This window comes from uncultured Pseudoteredinibacter sp. (assembly GCF_947502065.1).
In the GTDB taxonomy this organism is placed as follows: Bacteria; Pseudomonadota; Gammaproteobacteria; order Pseudomonadales; family Cellvibrionaceae; genus Pseudoteredinibacter.
Genome location: NZ_CANMYE010000001.1, coordinates 1,334,645 through 1,352,917, shown reverse-complemented (window position 1 = coordinate 1,352,917; position 18,273 = coordinate 1,334,645). Strand labels below are relative to the sequence as shown.

The window sequence follows — 18,273 nt, the reverse complement described above, 5'->3', positions numbered from 1 at the left end:
GAAGACCGTAGCTAAGGATAGAACCATAGCGGTGTTTCAAAGCTGGGCGATTGATTGATCCTAATATCACTAAACTCACCCTGCAGCTGAACAGAATTACCTTTAAATACGGTAAAATTTAAAGGCCAATTCAAGCCGCAGCTGACTTTTTGATAATTGCTTTCGACTACATAGCTTCCATCATCAAACAGCAGCTTGCGTATTTGGCCGCTCTTTAAGTCAACCCCAATCGGCGGAGACTGCGTCTTTCTAAGCTTGAATATCCACCAACTCTCGTTCGGGTGTTCGGCTATATCTAAAGGCCCAATAAGCTTTAAATGTTTGTTTCTTAGAAGGTAGAAAAAGTTAAGCTTCATATTACCTGCCAAGCTTTTAACTTCTTTGCGGCTCAAGCGGATCACATTTTCATTCACAAGCTTGATGGCGTGCTGGCCTTTGAGCATTGACAAGCTTCCATCGGCATCTTGTTTAGCGATGGTCTTACGGGCAAATGAGTAAAAGCTTCGGCTGCTCTTTGTTGGCTCCTGAGGAACACTAATGGTAAGTTTCGCCTCGAAGCTGCGTAGCCCTTGAAGCGCCTCTTCGCCGCCAAAGGCTTCTCTCAGCTTGTTTTTTACTAGCTCTGCTGATGGGCCATCGGCGAGCTTTTTGTACTTAGCATTAAGCTGCTCTGTATCCTTAGCATCAGCGTTAAAGCTAAACAGAGCGCTTATAAATGAGACCAGCAGTAGTTTGAAGATAGAGGGCTTGCACAACATGATCGTACCAAATGTAAACAACGAGCATACAGTAACAAGATTTAAGGGTCGCCCAAAGAGGCTAAAAAGCGTTCTGGCGCATTATTGCTGTGGCTAGTCTCATTTGGTTCTTGTACCGCTGTGCGATAAGCCACTGGGCGCCTTCAACATCGTTGAAGGCGCCCCAAATTTGGGTTGCGAACCAACTTAGCTGGCGGATGTCGCCTTAGAATCAGATTCAAGTAAGCTAGACATCTCAAGCGAGCGCTTTTTGCTTGCACCCGCAAGCACAAGCAAGCCGGCCAATATCCCCAGGTTCTTGATAAAGTTCTGTAACTCGTGCTTGGCCTCAATGCCTTCAAAATTCCAAAAATCATGCAGCATAAAATTAACCAATATCACATAGGCTGCGAAACCCAGTGCGACAAGCCGAACATGACGGTTGGCGAGCAGCAGAACCGCACCGCCGATATTGGCGATACCGGCCAGTATAAGCATTAGCTCTGCTGCGGGAACACCATGGCGCTGCATGAGCCCTAGGTGTAACTCAAACTGCATAAATTTCATGAGACCGGGTAGCAAGAAGTAGAGGGCGAGTAGGATCTTGCCGCTGAGTATTAGTTTACTGTGTGATGTGTTAGGCATGGTTAGCTTCTCTTATGTTTTAGTTATTTCTATTTTTGTTTTATTCGATTTCGCTTAATTTAGCTTTAGATTATTTTTTAAGTTTTTCTAAATAGCGCAGGGCACTCTGCTGATATTCTTCTTCGGTAAAGGACCATTGCTGTAAATCAGCATCCGCCCAGCCCAATTGCATGCCTGATTGGCTGCGCGCTAAGGCAGAGATCATAGATCTTGTCATAGCCAGGGAAGCGGCAGGCATTTCCAGCAGCTCTTCAATAAAAGCCTGGGTTTCTTTGGCTAATTGCTCCGTTTGAAAGCGGCGCTGGGCCCAGTTGACCTTGAGCAGCTCATCGGCATTAACTCTTTTAGCGGTCATCACCCAGTCTCTAGCTACCGGCAAGCCGACTTCTCGAACCAATAAGGGGGTACCATTCCAGACATTGGGTATTCCCATGGCAACCTCGGGTATGGATAGAACGGCATTATCTGCCACCAGGCGAAAGTCGCAGGCCGTTGCGAGAAGGGCGCCGCCACCAATCACAAAGCCTTGCATGCTTGCGACGGTAACTTGTGGAATACGGTCTAGCTGCTCGAGAACACGCTGCCAGGTAGATGTTCGATTTCGCCTCTGCGACCAAGAGCCCTCTACCTTAGGGTATGAGGTCGTTTTAAGGTCGGCGCCAGAGCAGAAAGATTCACCCTCACCAGAAAAGAGCAATACGCGGGTGTCTGGCCGCTCCATTAGCTCATCAAGCAGAGCCGATATTTTTTGTCGGATACTATCGTTTAAGGCATTGCGCTGTTTTGGCCGGTTAAGATGCACCCGCACTAGCTCTTGTTCGTAACTAATAATGACGTCGTTATTATCCATGACTTTCCCAACTCTCTATGCGTCAAAAACTAGATCCTTTGTCGAAGCATATACGGCCCCGAGCTAAATCTGGCTCAATTGGCTATTAAGCCACAGTCCGGTCGTCTCAACACTGGTAAATAAGGTCAATTCATAGGCTAAAGCAATACCGGGGAGTAAGTAGGTAGTTAGATAAATAGCTAGATAAATAGCTAGGCAGTATCCGCAACATCCAATCAAAGAGAAGCATCGTCTAAAGCTGCAAATCAATAAAAAGTAACTTTTTAGCGGAGTAAAGAGCAGGTGAAAAGAATAGTTTATATAGATAAAAACAAGATTGGCGTTTTAGCTTGGCTGACAATTGTCTTTAGCAGTATCAGCTTTGCGAGTAGCCCAGCACAAGTTATGCCGATAAGTGTATTCCACTTTGCCAACCCTGGCTTAGATAAAGTAAAAACTGAAGTACTGGATGTTACAGATGAAGAGAGTCAAACCTATCTAATCGGTTTAAGCAAAGAAATTGCCAAAGGCTATAAGCCAACTAAGGTTCTTTTGGAGTGTAGAAAAGAACAGCAGGCCAGCCTAAATGAATCCTACAGAAATTATCTTACCAACCAACACCAGCTAAGCATCAATGAAAATCAACAGCTAGGTTTTCGAATAGCCAAACAGTCCGGTCTAAAACATATCATTTGTTATGACGAGCAAGAAGTGCACTGGCAATCTAGCTCGGTCTTTGAAGAAATGAGCAAGCATGCGCCAGTAATCGCTCAAAAAGTTAATAAGCAAATTGAAGAAATGAGCCGTGAAAGCAATCAGCTCCATCAAACTGAAAGTCTTAAAACTATTCTACGTTTTAACAACACTGTGGATACTGAGCGAAAGAACAAAGCACTTTACCTACTTTTAAACGAAGTAGGGGCATTTGGCAGTTATTCCGGTGCCGACTCGACGGCTAGCTGGTGGCATCGAAACTTTAGAATGTACGCAAACTTACAACAACAGGCCAAAGCAGGTCAGCGAATAGTTTTGATCGGCGGAACAGGTCATACGGCAATTATTAAGGATTTGTTACAGATAGATAGTGAACGTACACTGGTAAACCCACTGGATTACTTGTAGCAAAGCACAGTAAAAAGCTAGATTGTTTAAAACACTCTTAAAATATTCTCGACAAAAAGCCAACAATATTTAGACCTGTTGGCTTCTTTACCTGCAGTACCGTTTTTGAGACCTTTCGTCTTGATATTCCTAAAACTCATTCCAGATATACTGTCATTTGTGGTAGCTTTTAAGCTGAAATAAAAGGAGCGTTTTAAATGGAATTTAACGTTGTTTTTAAAGAGTTGAGCTCAGGCAAGATCGTCTATGGCGTAAAGGATGTTTGCCAGAATCAAGTAGCAAGTTCCTGCCCTGAAAGGCAGCGGTATTGGCTACTTAGCGGTGAATGCCTTAGAGGCCCTACAAGTGGTGGTATCTTTCTAACTCCAAGAAGGGCTTACCAGTTACTGCTCGAACAAAATCCCTCATACCGAAAAAGAGAAATTAAGTGTCAGCTAGATCTCTTTAACCATATTGAAACCGCTGAAAATCAATAGCTTAGAATAGCTTGCCCTCAGTAAAGGTCCGGTAAACGCCATCAATTGGCAATAGCAGCGGCCAATATCTTAAATAACAATAAATTATAAGTTGTAGAAATGTATGCCTAAACAATCTTTATTATTCACAGTTAGGCTGCTAGCATTACGTGTTAAATATCTGCTTAAAGACGTAGAAGACTTATCGCCTTATTAATAGGTTTTTTTAATATCTTCTGCACGGCTCAAGGAAACAGCAGTCTAGAGAGTGCAGACATTTTTGTTCGAGCGCTTAATCATTGATGATAATGAGCTTGGCTGAATTCTACTGTATTAACCCTTACCACTTAGAGTGATTTTAATCATGACGTCTTTATCAAATGGATTTTTGATGCAGGTGTTAAATACACTCGGCAATAATATCGCAGTGCTCGACGAGCATTTTAATATCGTTTTAGTCAATGATTCCTGGCGAAATTTCGGTTTTGAAAATGGACAAGCACTAGATTTCGAGTGGCTGGGCATCAATTATCGTAAAGCCTGTATAAATGCCGCTGAAGACGGTGATGAGTTTTCGACGCTTGTGTTGAAAGGGCTTGACGATATTTTGAGTGGTAAAATCGATCAGTTCAATATGAACTACCCTTGTCACTCTGCGTCTGAAGATCGTTGGTTTAATATGCAAATTGAATCGTTTTGCATGGACGCAGACAAGTACTTTGTCATCACTCATAAAAATATTACTCAGCGCGTCAAATTAGAACAAGAAGCTAGAACACTTGCGAAACAAGATCCTTTAACAAAGATTTCTAATCGCAGGGCCTTCGATGATTTCCTTTCAATGCAATGGCGTCAGTGCAAGCGTGATTGCAAACCCCTATCTCTGCTAGCTATCGATCTTGATGACTTTAAACTGATAAACGATCGATGTGGGCATCAATTTGGTGATAGCTGTTTACAACAAACGGCGAAAGTCTTGCGAAAATACACGGGTAGAGCTTCAGACTTATGCGCACGTTACGGTGGTGAAGAATTTATCATCGCCTGGGGAAATATGGGACACACTGATTCCCTAAGGCTGGCCCGCCATGTCCTGCGCGATTTGAATCGCATTAAGATTGTTAATCGAGACGATAAGTTGATTGGCAGGCTAACAGCCAGCATTGGACTTTACACCGCTATGCCGGGTGTTCAGCTTACTGAGCAGGCAATAAATTCAGCCGACGACCTTATGTATAAAGCAAAAGCGCTTGGTAAAAATAGCATTTGTGATGGGCAATGGTCGGCACAGCAAGAGTTGTTTGGCGTTTGACGGCCTCACTACTTTTGTAACAACGGTTTACAATTGGCTATTAAGACACTAAAGCTGACACTCCCGACTCCCTAGACTAATAGCCAATGCTATTTATGTTGACCTAAATAAGCCCCGCACTTTAAGCTCCAGTCATTCTTTTTAAGCTAGCCAAGCTGGAGTTAATAAAAAACATGAAAGCCCTGCAATTAATTAAAACCGAAGACGCGGTTAATATTGAAATAAACGATATCAATGAGTCCCAGTTGCCTGATGGTGAAGTTTTAGTTGATGTGGATTATTCCTCGCTCAATTACAAAGACAGCTTAGCCTTAAACGGACGATTGCCTTCGATACGTAACTATCCTATGGTGCCAGGTATTGATTTCGCCGGCACCGTGATTGAAAGTTCAAGTGAAGCATTTAGCGCTGGCGATAAGGTCGTCTTAAATGGTTGGGGCGTTGGCGAAAACCACTGGGGTGGTTATGCTCAAAAAGCGCGGGTTCAAGCATCACAATTAGTTGCATTGCCAGAAGCCTTTACAACTCGCCAAGCCATGGCGATTGGTACGGCAGGCTATACCGCCATGTTATGTGTGATGGCGTTGGAAAAAAATGGCGTAACACCGGATCAGGGCGAGGTATTGGTTACCGGAGCCGCCGGTGGTGTTGGCAGTGTGGCGATTTCTATATTATCTAAACTGGGCTATACCGTCGTTGCATCTACTGGTCGTGCTAGTGAGGAAGCCTATTTAAAAAGCCTGGGTGCAAGCTCAATCATCGATCGCAATGAACTCAGCGAGCCAGGCCGACCTCTTAACAAAGAGCGCTGGGCAGCGGCTGTTGATGCAGTAGGCAGCCACACCTTAGCGAATATTTGCGCCAGCTTAAAATACGACGGGGTTGTTGCTGCAACTGGCTTGGCCCAAGGCAGTGATTTACCGGCGACAGTAATGCCTTTTATTTTGCGTGGCGTTACTTTGGCAGGGGTTGATAGTGTAATGGCGCCAAAAGCTCGCCGAGAGGAAGCGTGGCGACGTTTGGCTGAAGATTTGGATGTTAGCAAGCTAGAGGCAATGACCGAAGAATTGGGATTGGCTGACCTTGCAGAAGCCACCGCTCAGCAGCTTAAGGGTGTTAAAACTCACGGGCGAACAGTGGTCAATGTAAATTTATAATTCCTGAGAGATTGTAGATATAGGAAATAGCTGAGGAAAAAGAAAGAAAAAATAAAGCCGCCATTTCTAGAGAGAATTGGCGGCTTTATTTGTGCGGCTTTTATATTACCTGCTTCTTAGAAGTTATACTCCAAAGAAACACGAACGGTTCTGGGCTCAATCACATGGTAGTGCACATCTTCGATTGCTTCTTGTTCTGAGCTCAGTTTTGATTCGTAGAAATAATCGACATCATGAGCATCGCTATCGCTAAGATTTAATATGTCCGCATAAGCTGTCCAATTCTTGCTTCGATACCCAGCGCGCAGATTAATGATAGAGCTTTCACCGGATACGACGCTTCCGTCTTCTATTAGCGGTCTATCGCCAAAGTAGCGCCAGCGCAAGCTGCCAAACCAACCATTGTTTAAATCGAGGTTTAAACCAGCTTGTACAACATCCTCAATGGCACCCGGTATGGCATTTTCGTTACTCGGCGCTTCGCTAAATTCTCCATCGGTATAGGCGTATTCAAGATCCAAACTGAGGTAGTCATTGAAATGATAATAAACGGTTAACTCGATTCCCTGACGTTCAGATTGACCGCTAGCTTCGGTATTGCCCGCATCACCCACAAACAATAACTCGCTATCTAGCTCTAGGTACCAGAGTGCTAAAGAGGCATTGAGTCGCTGATCGATAAATGCTCGAACACCGGCTTCATAACCGAAAGATCTTACCAAAGGATCTACCGTATCGATCGCTTCACCATTAGCTGGATCAAGTTTAATCGTAGCACCGCGTACATCATTTGAATGCAAACCTTGACCAGCTGAAGCATAAAGCTCGTAGTTATCTGAAAGGTTGTAAACAATGCTACCTTTCAGGGAAACGATATCGTCATCACCGGAGCCACTATTAGCCGCGAGATTGATTCCATTTTGATTAATGCCTAGACGATCGCTAACATCAAAATCCAAATAGTCATAGCGCACACCCAGCACCGTACGTAGGTTTTCAGTCCAAGAAATTTTGTTTTCCCAAAACAAGCCTAAGCTTTTTTCATCAACGCTATCGCTACGCTTGGCGCCTAGACGAGTTCGCTGGCGTGTTTGGTATAGACCTACCTCAGAAATATCATCGATACGAAGATCAGCACCAATACGGTTGCTAACGGCAAGCTTGCCCCAATTCGCGTTTATTAACTGGCTTATATTGGCGCCGTAGATATTACGGTCGTCCACTTGCTCAAACTGATCTCCGTTAATAGGATCGTCGAGAAAATAGGTGAAGTTAGACCAAAGATTCAAATCGTAATTGATGAGATAGGCCGCAGCCTGAAAGCCGTCTTGCTGCCACTGGGCATTCAGGCTATAGCGACTGGACTTGCCACCTACCGTATCATCGATAATGCCTAAATCACTGATTAGTCCTTGTTGAACCGCACGCGATGGAATTTGATCGGCACTGTTCCACTCATTATCGTAGGCCATGAAGCTAAGGCTTAACTCGCCATCGCTGATAGGGCGCGTATGCTTAATGAGTAGGTTTTTCTTTTCTAAATCTTCATCGATACCCTGCCAAGGACCGTTGTAGCGATTGGACTCAGCCGCCAAAATGGTATCACCACCAGCCATTTCGACACCGCCAAGTGCCAGCAAACGTTGGAAGCCATCTTTACCAAGCGTTAGCCCCAGACGCTTTTTATCACTGCGTTTTAATGTGCTTATTTGTGCGCTACCAGCGCCGCTAAAATCACCCACATCGGCGTAATAGGCGCCTTTTTTATAGGCGATACTTGAAACCGCTTCAGGAATAATGAAATTGAGATCGGTATAACCTTGGCCGTGCCCATGGCTACGCATGTTCACTGGCATACCATCGACAAAATTGGCGAAATCGGTGCCATGGTCCAGATTAAAGCCCCGCAAGAAATATTGATTGGCCTTGCCGCTACCGCTGTGTTGAGTAACGACCATCCCGGGCACCAGCTCTAAGACTTCGCCAGTTCGAAGTAGGGGCCTTAAGGCGATCTCTTGCTTGCCAATAACACCCTCTGATGCCGATATTGCCTTGCCGATGAGATTCGATTGTCGACCTTCGACGGTGATGGTTTCAATCTCTTCACCATAGGACAGTGAGATTTGGCTTATCGCGACAAATAAGCCGAGAAGTGGTTTTTTCATTTATTCGATTTCAAACAATTGTTAGACTCACGCTCAGTTTATGAGCTCCCATGCATTACATTCTCTATCAAGAAACGAAAACCGATAATAGATCGAACTTTATGAAATCCATTGGCCTAGGTCTTAGTCAGCTACTGCTTAAAAAACAGGCAAGAAGCCCTGCGCCAACTTTGGGTGAGCGTGAATTAGAGCTATTGAAGATACTTTGGGAACACCAGCCTCTCAGTGCCAGAGAAGTTTTAGAGTACAGCGAAGAAGCCACTCTAAGCCTTAGTACAGTACAAAGCACCCTAGAGCGTCTGTGTCGTAAAGAGTTATTACACAGAAATAAACAGGGGCGACAATACCTTTATCGTGCCGTAGTTAGCCGCAGTACAATTATTGGTCAGCTATTGGGCGATATTGCCGATCAATTCAGTGAAGGTGATATCGAGCCAATGATATCGGGCTTTGTGTCGTATTTGGATCAGCAAGGCCAAGATAATAACTTAGCTTCAAAAACTCTTATTAAACAGTTGCAAGGTAGCGATGCTGATTCAGAATCAGACTCAAAAGTGAGCCCCGCAATGGGCACAGTAAAAGGGGCTGAAAAATGATTGAGTTCCTTATCCAGTTTGCCTTTTACCTACTAGCATGGCTGCTATTAAGTGTACTTTTAAGCTGGCTTTCGGCGTTTATCTATCCAATGATTGCTTCATCACTGGAGCGGTTTGCACCGGCTAAATCTGCCTTGTTTACTTTTGTATTGGCCTTTATGGCACCACTGAGTGCCTTGTTTAGCACACTTATTCTTACTCACCCTGAATTGGCATTTCCCATTGTTTCCGATCATTGCCATGGCGATGCCTGCAATCCACACAGCCTACATGTGAGTGTCGATTCCATAATAGGCTCTGGCAGCATCGCCTTTGCACTTGCCACCATCACCTTATTAAGCTTGGGTATGATTTGGCAGCTACGTGAGAATCTGCGCTTAAAACGTTTACTGAATATGCTATCTAGTGCAGAGCGGGGTGGTTATCGAATTGTTGAAGATGCCAAGCCACTGGCGCGTTGTGTGGGCTTATTAAAGCCCAAAGTATTTGTTTCTACCGGCTTAATGGCAGCAAGCGCAGCACAGCAACAAAAAGTTATTATCGCCAGGCAACTTGCCAAGGCGGCGAGCTTTGAGAATTTACGATACTGGCTACTCAAATGGGCAACGACGGCGTGGCCCAAGCCGATAAAGTTAGCCATAAGGCAGGATTTTTTACGTCACAGTGCTAGCGATTGTGATTTGCAAGCTTACCGGGCACTCGGCAATAACATTAATCAGCAAGGCTTTCTTGAAGCATTACAGCAGCTGTATCAACAACAAGGGCAAGCACATGATCAAACAAAATGCCCGCAACGCCTAAACCGCTTAGAGCAAAACTTATCTATCGAAACGGCATTGGTCGCGAATAGCGGGCTGCTATCTTTTGCGTTACTCGCCACGAGCTTGCTTTATATTTATGCCGCGGTGTTTGTCGGTCATCCATTAGTGGAAGCGTTGGCGCGCTAATACAATTAGCGCACCCAAATTTAGCTTATCAAGCTTCTGTTTTCAGCTCATCATTGATATAACGCGCAGCAAACAGGGTATGCACAATGGCCCAAATCATCGCGGCCGGTATCACGTTCAACATGGCATAACGTAAGCTTTCGCTGCCCATACTCGCGGAGAGATAATCGCTTAAAAAACCAATAATTAATGGCCCCAAGCCCAAGCCAACCGCATTTAAAATCAATAGCGTGATCGCTGTGCTCGTGGCTCGCATATTGGTATTAACCAAGCCCAAAACCGTTGAAAGAATTGGCGCCACGTAGGCTGTCAGCATTGCGCCAGGCACAATAAACAACCATAGGGAAAGCTGAGCATCGTTCCCTAACAGCATAAACAAAATAAAGGGAATGCTACTGCCCATCGCTAAAGCCGTTATCCAGCAAAACCACCGTGCATTATTGTGGCCAAGTTTGTCGGCAAGATAACCAGTAGCAAAGGTGCCAATGGCGCCGCCAATACCTAAAATAAGCGCGAACCAAGTGCCTAATGTACCGGTGCCGATTTCATGGGTGCGAATAAAAAAGGAAGGCACCCAATTAAGCAAGCCATAACAGGCCATGCCGTAGAGTGCCGCAGCGGGCATTAAGTGGCGAAAGGTTCCAAAGCCCCATAAGGTTTTAAGCACCTCTGACAAAGAAGGGGACTCAGTTTGGTTTAGATCTTGCACAGTATCGTAGCGACCACGTTGCGGTTCCTTTAAGGCAAAGCGCAAAACGAACGCTAGTAAAATGCCAGGTAGGCCAACAGCCAAAAACGCCACACGCCAACCAAAGAACTCGTTTATCCAGCCACCCGCTAGAAAGCCAAAGAGTATTCCGCCGCTAACGCCAAAGTTGTAAATACTTAGGGCCGTGGTTCGCTCCTTCGGGGGGAATATATCTGAAATCATCGAGTAGGCTGGGGGGCTGCAGCCGGCTTCGCCAACACCCACGCCAATGCGCACCAATAAGAGCTGCCAAAAGTTTTGCACCATACCACTGATAGCGGTAAAGAAACTCCATACCCCAACAGACACAGAAATAATATTACGGCGCACACCTTTATCAGCCATACGGGCAATAGGTATACCCATGGACACATAAAACATGGCAAAAGCAAAACCGGTTAGTAGCCCTAAAGCGGTATCAGAAAGGCCAAGCTCGGCCTTAATGGGCTCCTGCAAAATGGTTAGAATTTGGCGATCAATAAAGTTAAATGTATAAGCCGCCACCAGCATAGCAAGGGCGTAGCGGCGGGACTTTTTGCTGTCGTACTGACTGTAGGTGTTGGATAGTTCGCTGCTCACAAGGCTTCCTCAACTCACTTATTGTTATCGTTATCTAAAAACCACCACCCCAAAATAGGTAGTAATACCTATATGAGCATAAAGTGAAAGGTGAGGCCGAGCAAGCCTAGAAGACTTTATATTGTTTATGGTGACTTATATCTCAGGTGAATACCTCGGCATGATGAGTTTACTAATGCTAAATACTAGTGAGCATTACGAAATGAACGCTCGGCCAGAAATTGGCTATTCGAGGCCATCAAGATTAGGATGAGCGCTTAACACAAGCTGGCTTAGCACAAACTACAAGGTTATAAGCGCAGAGCCATGAAATAGACAGCTTTAACAAGAACTATAAAACAGCCAAGATGTAATCGATTTATTAGGGGGCCGTATTAATACCTGGGATTTAGCTACCGATGTCGGCGTAGCCAGTGCACTTATCTTGTTGTGCAAATATATAAGAGTAAAACTTAGCCTATTTCAACGCCTGTATATACCCGTTGCTATGATGGCGGGCCTGCTGGCACTACTTCTGGGAAGCAACGGCTTTGATGTTTTACCGCTTTCAAAAAACGCTTATGGCGGCGTGCTAATTGCAGTGATATTCGCCGCTTTAGGCTTAAGTACCGAATTCCCAAAAGCCAGCACATTAATTCAGCGCACGGGGCGGCTGTGGGCATTTAATCAAATCATAACCGTATCCCAGTGGTTATTAGCCATCGTAATGGGCGCTTATGTGCTCAGCAATATTTGGCCCGAGCTACCGGCAGCATTTGCAGTAGTAATGCCCTCTGGATTTATGGGTGGACATGGCACCGCAGCGGCAGTGGGCGATAGCTTAGATAAATTAGGCTGGGATGCCGGTATGAGCTTAGCGCTTACCGCTGCAACGGTGGGTGTATTTTTAGCCATACTTGGCGGCCTGACCTTGATCAATATTATGTCTAGGTTGGGTATTCTTACTCATATTAAAAAATTCGAAGAATTCGAAGAGCATTTTCGCAAAGGGCTAATTCCTGAAGAACAGCGTGAAAGTATCGGGATGGAAACGGTCTCATCTTCATCCGTGAATGCTTTTACCTTGCATATCGCTTTAATTTCCGTCGTGGTAATGGCGGCGTATTACGCATCCCAAATCTTATCGTCTTTTAATCAGTTCGTTAGCGTACCGGTTTTTGCCTGTGCGTTTTTGCTAGGCTGCTTACTGCGTTATGGCTTAAAAGCCAGTGGGGCTTTAAATCACTTCGACGATAAATTGTTTAATATCGGTGCCAGCTCCGCCACTGATTATCTGGTATTTTTTGGCATCGCCTCTATCAAGCTGAGTGTTTTAATCAGCTTTGCAGCGCCCTTTATTTTGCTAATGATCAGCGGAATTATTCTCTGCGTATTTTTGGTACTGTATGTCGCCCCAAAGATCTTTGGGGAAAAATGGGTAGAGACCGGCTTGTTTTCCTGGGGATGGATGACCGGAACAGTAGCTATGGGGATTTTGCTGCTGCGCATCGTTGATCCAAAATCCAAATCCACTGTATTAGACGATTATGCTATCGCCTATGTGCCAGGGTCTGTGGTAGATATATTGCTAGTATCTTTTATACCAGGCTTACTAATGATGGGGCAGGTAGGCTTAGCACTTTCCGTTTTATTGGCGTATATCGTATTTGTAATTGCGATAAGCTGGGTGCTTAGTAAGAAGCCAGCTTAAACCCACTCGACCTGCGAGCGATACACAGCTCAAGATTTCGCTTAGTGGTGCGGCCTTATGGCTGCGCTGCCAAGCATTGTTCTCTGCCGTTCTCAATGTTTACCCCTTAACTCAAAGCTACTGCTTCAATCTTCGCAAGGGGATGGCAAATATAGCCAGTTTTATGGGCCTTATGGCTGTAGTTATCCTATCAGCGCTATTTTAGAGTGATCATTCTAGAATAGTCGTTCTAGAAATATTAGCACTAAAAGAGATGAGCTGTGGCAAGACAGAAAGAATTTAATCAGGATATTGTGCTTGGCAAAGCCATAGAGTGCTTTTGGCAGCGAGGATTTAGTGCGACAAGCATGAAGCATCTAGAGGCGGCAACAGCCTTAACACCTGGCAGCATCTATAACAGCTTCGGCTCTAAGGATGGCTTGTTTCTAGCTTGCCTAGATCATTATAACGAAACCGTTATCGGCGCGCGCGTAAAACAATACCTATTGCCTGCTGAGGCCCAATATTTGAATGCCCCTTTGGCGGGTATAGAAGCCTTTATTGAAACCGCTTTTGATCCTGGCCCAGCCGAGCTGTGCTTAGGCTGCCTGATGGTAAATAGCTCTGTTGAATTAGGCCCCCATGAAGAGTCTGTTCGGCTTCGAAGCAAAACCGCCATGAAAAAAGTAGTAAAGGGAATGCAGTATGCGCTAGGCCAAGCGCAGGCGATAGGTCAGCTAGGCAACGATATAGATTGCCGACAGCGCGCCCAGAGTTTACTGCTGCTTTTTAATGGCATGCTCGTGCAATGGCGCGGATCGCCCGACAAAAAGTGGTTAAAACATGCCATGCACAGCGTCAAAGATTTACTCCACTGAATACAGAATAATGAGAGAACAACACTATGGAATATTTACGTACACCCGATGAATGTTTTGAAAACTTACCCGGTTATGACTTTGCACCGAATTACCTGAACGTTGCTGACGGTGAAGGCGGAGAGTTGCGCGTCCATTATGTGGCTGAAGGCCCAGCCGATGGCGAAACAGTTTTACTGTTACATGGCGAGCCATCCTGGTCGTTTTTGTATCGTAAAATGATCCCACTTTTTGTAGAGGCTGGTTTCCGCGTTATCGCACCTGATCTGCCTGGCTTTGGACGATCAGATAAACCCAGTAAGCGCAGCGATTATACTTACCAGCGCCATGTGGATTGGATGCAATCCGTACTGGATCAATTAGAACTAAACGATATCACTTTGGTTTGTCAGGATTGGGGCGGTTTAATTGGCTTGCGTCTTTTAGCAGAAAATCCGAGCCGATTTGCCCGAGCCGTTGCGGCCAACACCATGCTGCCAACTGGTGATCAAGCGCCGGGGCAAGCCTTTTTGGATTGGCGTAAATTCTCACAAGAAGTGCCCGAGTTTCCCGTAGGTGGAATTATCTCTGGTGCAACCACAACTGAACTCAGCCCAGAGGTAGTTGCTGCTTACGATGCGCCATACCCTGACGAAAGCTATAAAGAGGGCGCACGTCAGTTTCCGCTATTAGTACCCGCAACACCAGACGACCCGGCATCTGATGCCAATCGCGCTGCATGGGCGGTATTAAGCAAATGGAAAAAGCCATTTTTAACCGCCTTTAGTGATTCCGACCCGATAACCAAAGGTGGCGATGCCATTATGCAAAAGCTCATTCCTGGTTGCGAAGGGCAGGACCATACGACTATTGTTAATGGCGGCCATTTTCTACAAGAAGACCAAGGCGAAGCACTGGCTAAGGTTGTACTGAAATTTGCTAATGCCAATCCGATCGGCTAGTTAAAAAACGGGCATGTACCTTATCTTAAAATAGGGTGCATGCCCATCATTCGCAGAAGCTACGCCCTAGGCTTCTTTTCACTGCTTCAAGTCACTCTAAGCGCCAGCTATTCTCTAACTATCTCCCTGTAAGCTCTCAATTTGGCCTAGCTAAACCGCAAAACTGTAATTAATTTGCCATAGTAGATAGGAAGGATTAACCTCATAAGCAAAGGCAATCAAAGTAATAATATTAAAACCCTGTAATACCCCAATCACACTGTAATAGCATTGTAATAAAACCGTAAAGGATTACCGCCATGGCGAAAAACATCGTGATATGCCTTGATGGCACGGGCAATAAATTTGGTGAAGAGAATACCAATATCGTGAAGCTCTTTCGCGTACTTAAGCGCAACACCACCCAAATATGCTATTACGACCCAGGCGTAGGTACTTTAGGCGACCCAAAATATAAATCCTCCATCGCAAAAACACTTTATAAAGGCCTAGGCCAAGCATTTGGGTTGGGCCTTATAGAAAACATGGTGCAGGCCTATAGCTTCTTGATGGAGAATTACCAAAACGGCGACAGAGTGTATATCTTCGGCTTTAGCCGCGGCGCCTATACGGCCAGAGTACTAGCTGGCTTTATTCATAGTATCGGCCTATTAGATTCAGGCTGTCATAACCTCATTCCCTACGCACTGACTTTATACAGGGCTAAGAAAACCGATTTTGCCTTAATGGCGCAGTTTAAAAAGACCTACGGCCGCAATATTAATATCAACTTTTTAGGCCTATGGGATTCGGTTAGCACCTTCGGTTGGATATACAGCCCGGTGTTTTTACCGTTTACCACCAACAACCCAAGCGTCGAAGTTATCAGGCACGCTTTAGCCATAGATGAAAAACGAGCCTTCTTTCAACCTATGCTGTGGGGCAGGAAACATCAAGATAAACAAGACATAAAAGAAGTATGGTTTGCCGGCGTCCATTCCGATATCGGGGGAGGCTATCCCGAATGCGAATCTGGCCTAGCCAAAGTAACCCTGCAATGGATGATTAATGAAGCCAAAGGCAATACCGAAAACCTTACGGTAAACAAATACCCCTTAAAAATCGAAGCCAAGGAATATGATCGCTATGTAATGGGTAAGGGCAGTGATGCCAAATACATAGCACCCAACCCACTTGCGGAGCAACATAAGTCACTGCAAGGTGCATGGCACTGGGTACAAAATATCCCAAGAAGCGTTTGGTCGGTGAAAGAAGAAAGGGAAGTATTACGCACCGCACCCGACTATAGAGAAATCGCTCCAGACTCAACATTGCATAGCTCGGTTCTTGAGCGCATAGAAGAAACAAATTACAAGCCCGCCGCACTACAAGGTATGAAAAGCGGGCAGCTTCAGCAGGTGTTTAAAATAGAGCCATAGCAGGGCATATCGTACTTCCTTGAAATAGCTCGAAAAACCAGCAAAAACCACAAGCCCACAGTAAAACGACTGCACGGATATACAGTTATAATTTTAAAAGCACTATTTCGATAGATTCCTAATAATTCGGGAAATAACAATTAATAAAACACAAACATTCGTAATATCAACAACTTAGATAGAAAAAATCGATTCTCTAAAAAAGCTACACACGAGAAAAAGCAAGAAGATCGCCAATTATTAATGATTTAAACGCCAGGTCTCGTGAGTTTGGTATGATTTTACTAATGCTTGAAAAAGAGCTGCTAAAACAATAAATTAGAGCTTTAGTCAAAGGAATGCAGACAGGTATTTAAACGGACACCATCCTATTATTTCTGATATCCCCGAATTATTAAGACGCGTCCGCTTTTTGGTTTTATTTATACCGGTCTGTTGAATAAGCTGTTAACACTCATAAAGTGCCTAGAAAGAGATGAAAATTGTTCAAAGTAGGTTGCAAGGTATTGTTTATAGAATGAAAGGGGCTTTTTACTCTCTGGTTACGTTGGCGCTTACTTTTTCAATTGGCATCTTGTTCGGCTATGAATTAAATCTTGAATCATTCAATCTTTATTTAATTTTGTTGATATCTTTTCCGCTGGCTCTTACTTTGTGGTTGGCAATATTTAACTTTGGAAAAGTAAAGATCGATGAATATTCGATAGAAATAAATGATCGGTACGTGATCTACTCTAATTTTGGAGAAAAGGTAATTCTTTCTGTATCAGATATCGAGGGATATAAGGTATCTGGCTTTATGAATAAACTATTATCTGTTTATGGTAGCAATTCAAAAATAGAATTTGAATTGGGTCTATTTAACAAAAGGCAGCAAAATGAAATACTTAGTTGTCTTCAAGACAAGTGTTAACAAGAGCAGTCATGAGGACAAGTTTTCCGCTGCGCTCCAAGCTTTCCCATGCTGCAGGCGTTAGAGGAGAGGGTAATGACCAGGATTGCAATTATTATTTGTTTAATATTCATCACGGGGTGTACATCTACCAGCAGTATTCCCTTGCTTCAGAAATATGGGTCTTTGCCAGAAGGCTATGGAATTGTCGCAGTGGCTACTGGCAGAAATGAGGTTTCGGGTATCTCTTTTAGTAATTTGTCGTTTGTTAGCTATCACGTTATGAAAAAGAATCCTGTGGGTGAGTTAGAAAGAGTCAAGTTTCTTCCTGCCGAGCCTGGCGCACCTAAGTATCCACTAGGTAACTTAGGCAAAGGGAAGTACGGTTTTCTTCATATCTTTGAGTTGCCTGTTGGTGAGTATTTTTTAATTGGCGAAGAAGGAAGAGGAAGCAGTGTGGTTGTAGCTGGTGGCGGTGCGTTCGGAGTTTTTGACGAAGGTTTTTCTGCTACAGGAATTGCTTTCAAGTTTGATGTTAAACCTGCTCAAGTGAACTACTTGGGTGAAATACTAAACGTCGATGATAACTTGGTTACAAGTAGCATGCAGCTTTCTAACTTACTCACAAGAGATAAAGCGACTGCTCTAAAAATGAGCAAAGAGCTAAGTGGCATTCCTTTTGAGTTTACGCCGGTAAAACCTCTAACAAGAAACGCCATGTGATGCAAAAAAACGCGCACATGCGTTTTACGTTAGGCATCAAGGAGAGAAAATGCCAGAATCATACTTGGCTAAAAAAGCTTGCAATTTTCTCATTGAAAATGCAAAAGAAGATCTTTCGATTGCAGGTGAAATAGCTGATATTGCTGGTGTCGATTTCGACGAGAAAATTGTAGAGGCTGTACTTGCTAAATATAAGAATAAGTATGGAGGCCTTTGGGTCGGAGGAACTGTATATTTGACTGAGGAAGGTCTAAGATTCTCTCCGAATGGGTTGAATGAACTATTCCACAAAGGAGATAACTCATTATCAATATTGTTTACTCATATGAACTCAATAGAACTTGAGAATGGCTTCTTCACAAAAATCATAAGAATATCTACGGCTTTTGGTGTGTTTAAATTTCGTTGCTACGGTGCTAAGAAATTCATTGAAATTATTAAAGGTGCCAAGAATGCCTAA

General features: G+C 44.3%; 18 protein-coding genes. 13 read left to right on the top strand and 5 right to left on the bottom strand.

The window, feature by feature from the left end; genetic code table 11:
- Nucleotides 1-11: 11 nt before the first annotated feature.
- The 3 genes from Q1A41_RS05585 to Q1A41_RS05575 form a co-directional block, all read right to left on the bottom strand.
- The gene (locus tag Q1A41_RS05585; RefSeq protein ID WP_299975707.1) at nt 12-758 is read right to left on the bottom strand and encodes a hypothetical protein; all 747 of its coding nucleotides are present in this window, start codon (nt 756-758) and stop codon (nt 12-14) included.
- Between the two features lie 186 nt (nt 759-944).
- A complete protein-coding gene (locus tag Q1A41_RS05580) occupies nt 945-1,382 on the bottom strand; it encodes a DoxX family protein (RefSeq protein ID WP_299975706.1) in 438 nt (145 codons plus the stop codon).
- 70 nt (nt 1,383-1,452) lie between these two features.
- Nucleotides 1,453-2,232, bottom strand: coding sequence for an enoyl-CoA hydratase/isomerase family protein (locus Q1A41_RS05575; RefSeq protein WP_299975704.1), 780 nt, complete (start codon nt 2,230-2,232; stop codon nt 1,453-1,455).
- Between the two features lie 282 nt (nt 2,233-2,514).
- On the opposite strand from Q1A41_RS05575, the gene Q1A41_RS05570 reads away from it, so the two are divergent.
- The 4 genes from Q1A41_RS05570 to Q1A41_RS05555 all read left to right on the top strand — a co-directional run bounded on the left by Q1A41_RS05570 (nt 2,515) and on the right by Q1A41_RS05555 (nt 6,257).
- Nucleotides 2,515-3,333, top strand: coding sequence for a DUF5694 domain-containing protein (locus Q1A41_RS05570; protein WP_299975702.1), 819 nt, complete (start codon nt 2,515-2,517; stop codon nt 3,331-3,333).
- A 197-nt stretch (nt 3,334-3,530) separates the two neighbouring features.
- Complete coding sequence (locus Q1A41_RS05565) at nt 3,531-3,809, top strand: hypothetical protein (protein ID WP_299975700.1); 279 nt, start codon at nt 3,531-3,533, stop codon at nt 3,807-3,809.
- 343 nt (nt 3,810-4,152) lie between these two features.
- Nucleotides 4,153-5,100 carry a GGDEF domain-containing protein gene (locus Q1A41_RS05560; RefSeq protein ID WP_299975698.1) on the top strand — a complete coding sequence of 316 codons (948 nt, stop codon included), beginning with the start codon at nt 4,153-4,155 and terminating at the stop codon, nt 5,098-5,100.
- A 173-nt stretch (nt 5,101-5,273) separates the two neighbouring features.
- Nucleotides 5,274-6,257 carry an MDR family oxidoreductase gene (locus tag Q1A41_RS05555; RefSeq protein WP_299975696.1) on the top strand — a complete coding sequence of 328 codons (984 nt, stop codon included), beginning with the start codon at nt 5,274-5,276 and terminating at the stop codon, nt 6,255-6,257.
- Nucleotides 6,258-6,373: 116 nt separating this feature from the next.
- On the opposite strand, the gene Q1A41_RS05550 is transcribed toward Q1A41_RS05555, so the two are convergent.
- The gene (locus tag Q1A41_RS05550; RefSeq protein ID WP_299975694.1) at nt 6,374-8,422 is read right to left on the bottom strand and encodes a TonB-dependent receptor; all 2,049 of its coding nucleotides are present in this window, start codon (nt 8,420-8,422) and stop codon (nt 6,374-6,376) included.
- 50 nt (nt 8,423-8,472) lie between these two features.
- Here Q1A41_RS05550 and Q1A41_RS05545 point away from each other — a divergent pair, with 50 nt between their 5' ends.
- Together Q1A41_RS05545 and Q1A41_RS05540 are read left to right on the top strand one after the other, a co-directional pair.
- Nucleotides 8,473-9,018 (top strand): BlaI/MecI/CopY family transcriptional regulator, encoded by a 546-nt coding sequence (locus tag Q1A41_RS05545; protein WP_299975692.1) that lies wholly within the window; start codon nt 8,473-8,475, stop codon nt 9,016-9,018.
- A complete protein-coding gene (locus Q1A41_RS05540; RefSeq protein ID WP_299975690.1) occupies nt 9,015-9,965 on the top strand; it encodes a hypothetical protein in 951 nt (316 codons plus the stop codon). Before Q1A41_RS05545 ends, Q1A41_RS05540 begins: the two co-directional genes overlap by 4 nt.
- Before the next feature lie 28 nt (nt 9,966-9,993).
- Here the strand turns inward: Q1A41_RS05540 and Q1A41_RS05535 are convergent, their stop codons facing one another.
- Entirely contained in the window at nt 9,994-11,292 is a 1,299-nt protein-coding gene (locus tag Q1A41_RS05535; protein WP_299975688.1) for an MFS transporter, read from the bottom strand.
- Nucleotides 11,293-11,779: 487 nt separating this feature from the next.
- Between Q1A41_RS05535 and Q1A41_RS05530 the strand changes: the two genes are divergently transcribed.
- From Q1A41_RS05530 to Q1A41_RS05500, 7 genes are all read left to right on the top strand, one after another.
- Nucleotides 11,780-12,982, top strand: a complete 1,203-nt coding sequence (locus tag Q1A41_RS05530) for a hypothetical protein (protein WP_299975686.1) — start codon at nt 11,780-11,782, stop codon at nt 12,980-12,982.
- A 260-nt stretch (nt 12,983-13,242) separates the two neighbouring features.
- Entirely contained in the window at nt 13,243-13,839 is a 597-nt protein-coding gene (locus Q1A41_RS05525; protein WP_299975684.1) for a TetR family transcriptional regulator, read from the top strand.
- 26 nt (nt 13,840-13,865) lie between these two features.
- The gene (locus Q1A41_RS05520) at nt 13,866-14,780 is read left to right on the top strand and encodes a haloalkane dehalogenase (RefSeq protein ID WP_299975683.1); all 915 of its coding nucleotides are present in this window, start codon (nt 13,866-13,868) and stop codon (nt 14,778-14,780) included.
- Between the two features lie 299 nt (nt 14,781-15,079).
- A complete protein-coding gene (locus Q1A41_RS05515) occupies nt 15,080-16,198 on the top strand; it encodes a DUF2235 domain-containing protein (protein WP_299975682.1) in 1,119 nt (372 codons plus the stop codon).
- Between the two features lie 475 nt (nt 16,199-16,673).
- Nucleotides 16,674-17,111: a hypothetical protein gene (locus tag Q1A41_RS05510; protein ID WP_299975681.1), complete on the top strand. Its 438-nt coding sequence runs from the start codon at nt 16,674-16,676 to the stop codon at nt 17,109-17,111.
- Between the two features lie 75 nt (nt 17,112-17,186).
- Entirely contained in the window at nt 17,187-17,813 is a 627-nt protein-coding gene (locus Q1A41_RS05505; protein WP_299975680.1) for a hypothetical protein, read from the top strand.
- A gap of 49 nt (nt 17,814-17,862) precedes the next feature.
- On the top strand, nt 17,863-18,273 hold the full coding sequence (locus tag Q1A41_RS05500) for a hypothetical protein (RefSeq protein WP_299975679.1): 411 nt from the start codon (nt 17,863-17,865) through the stop codon (nt 18,271-18,273).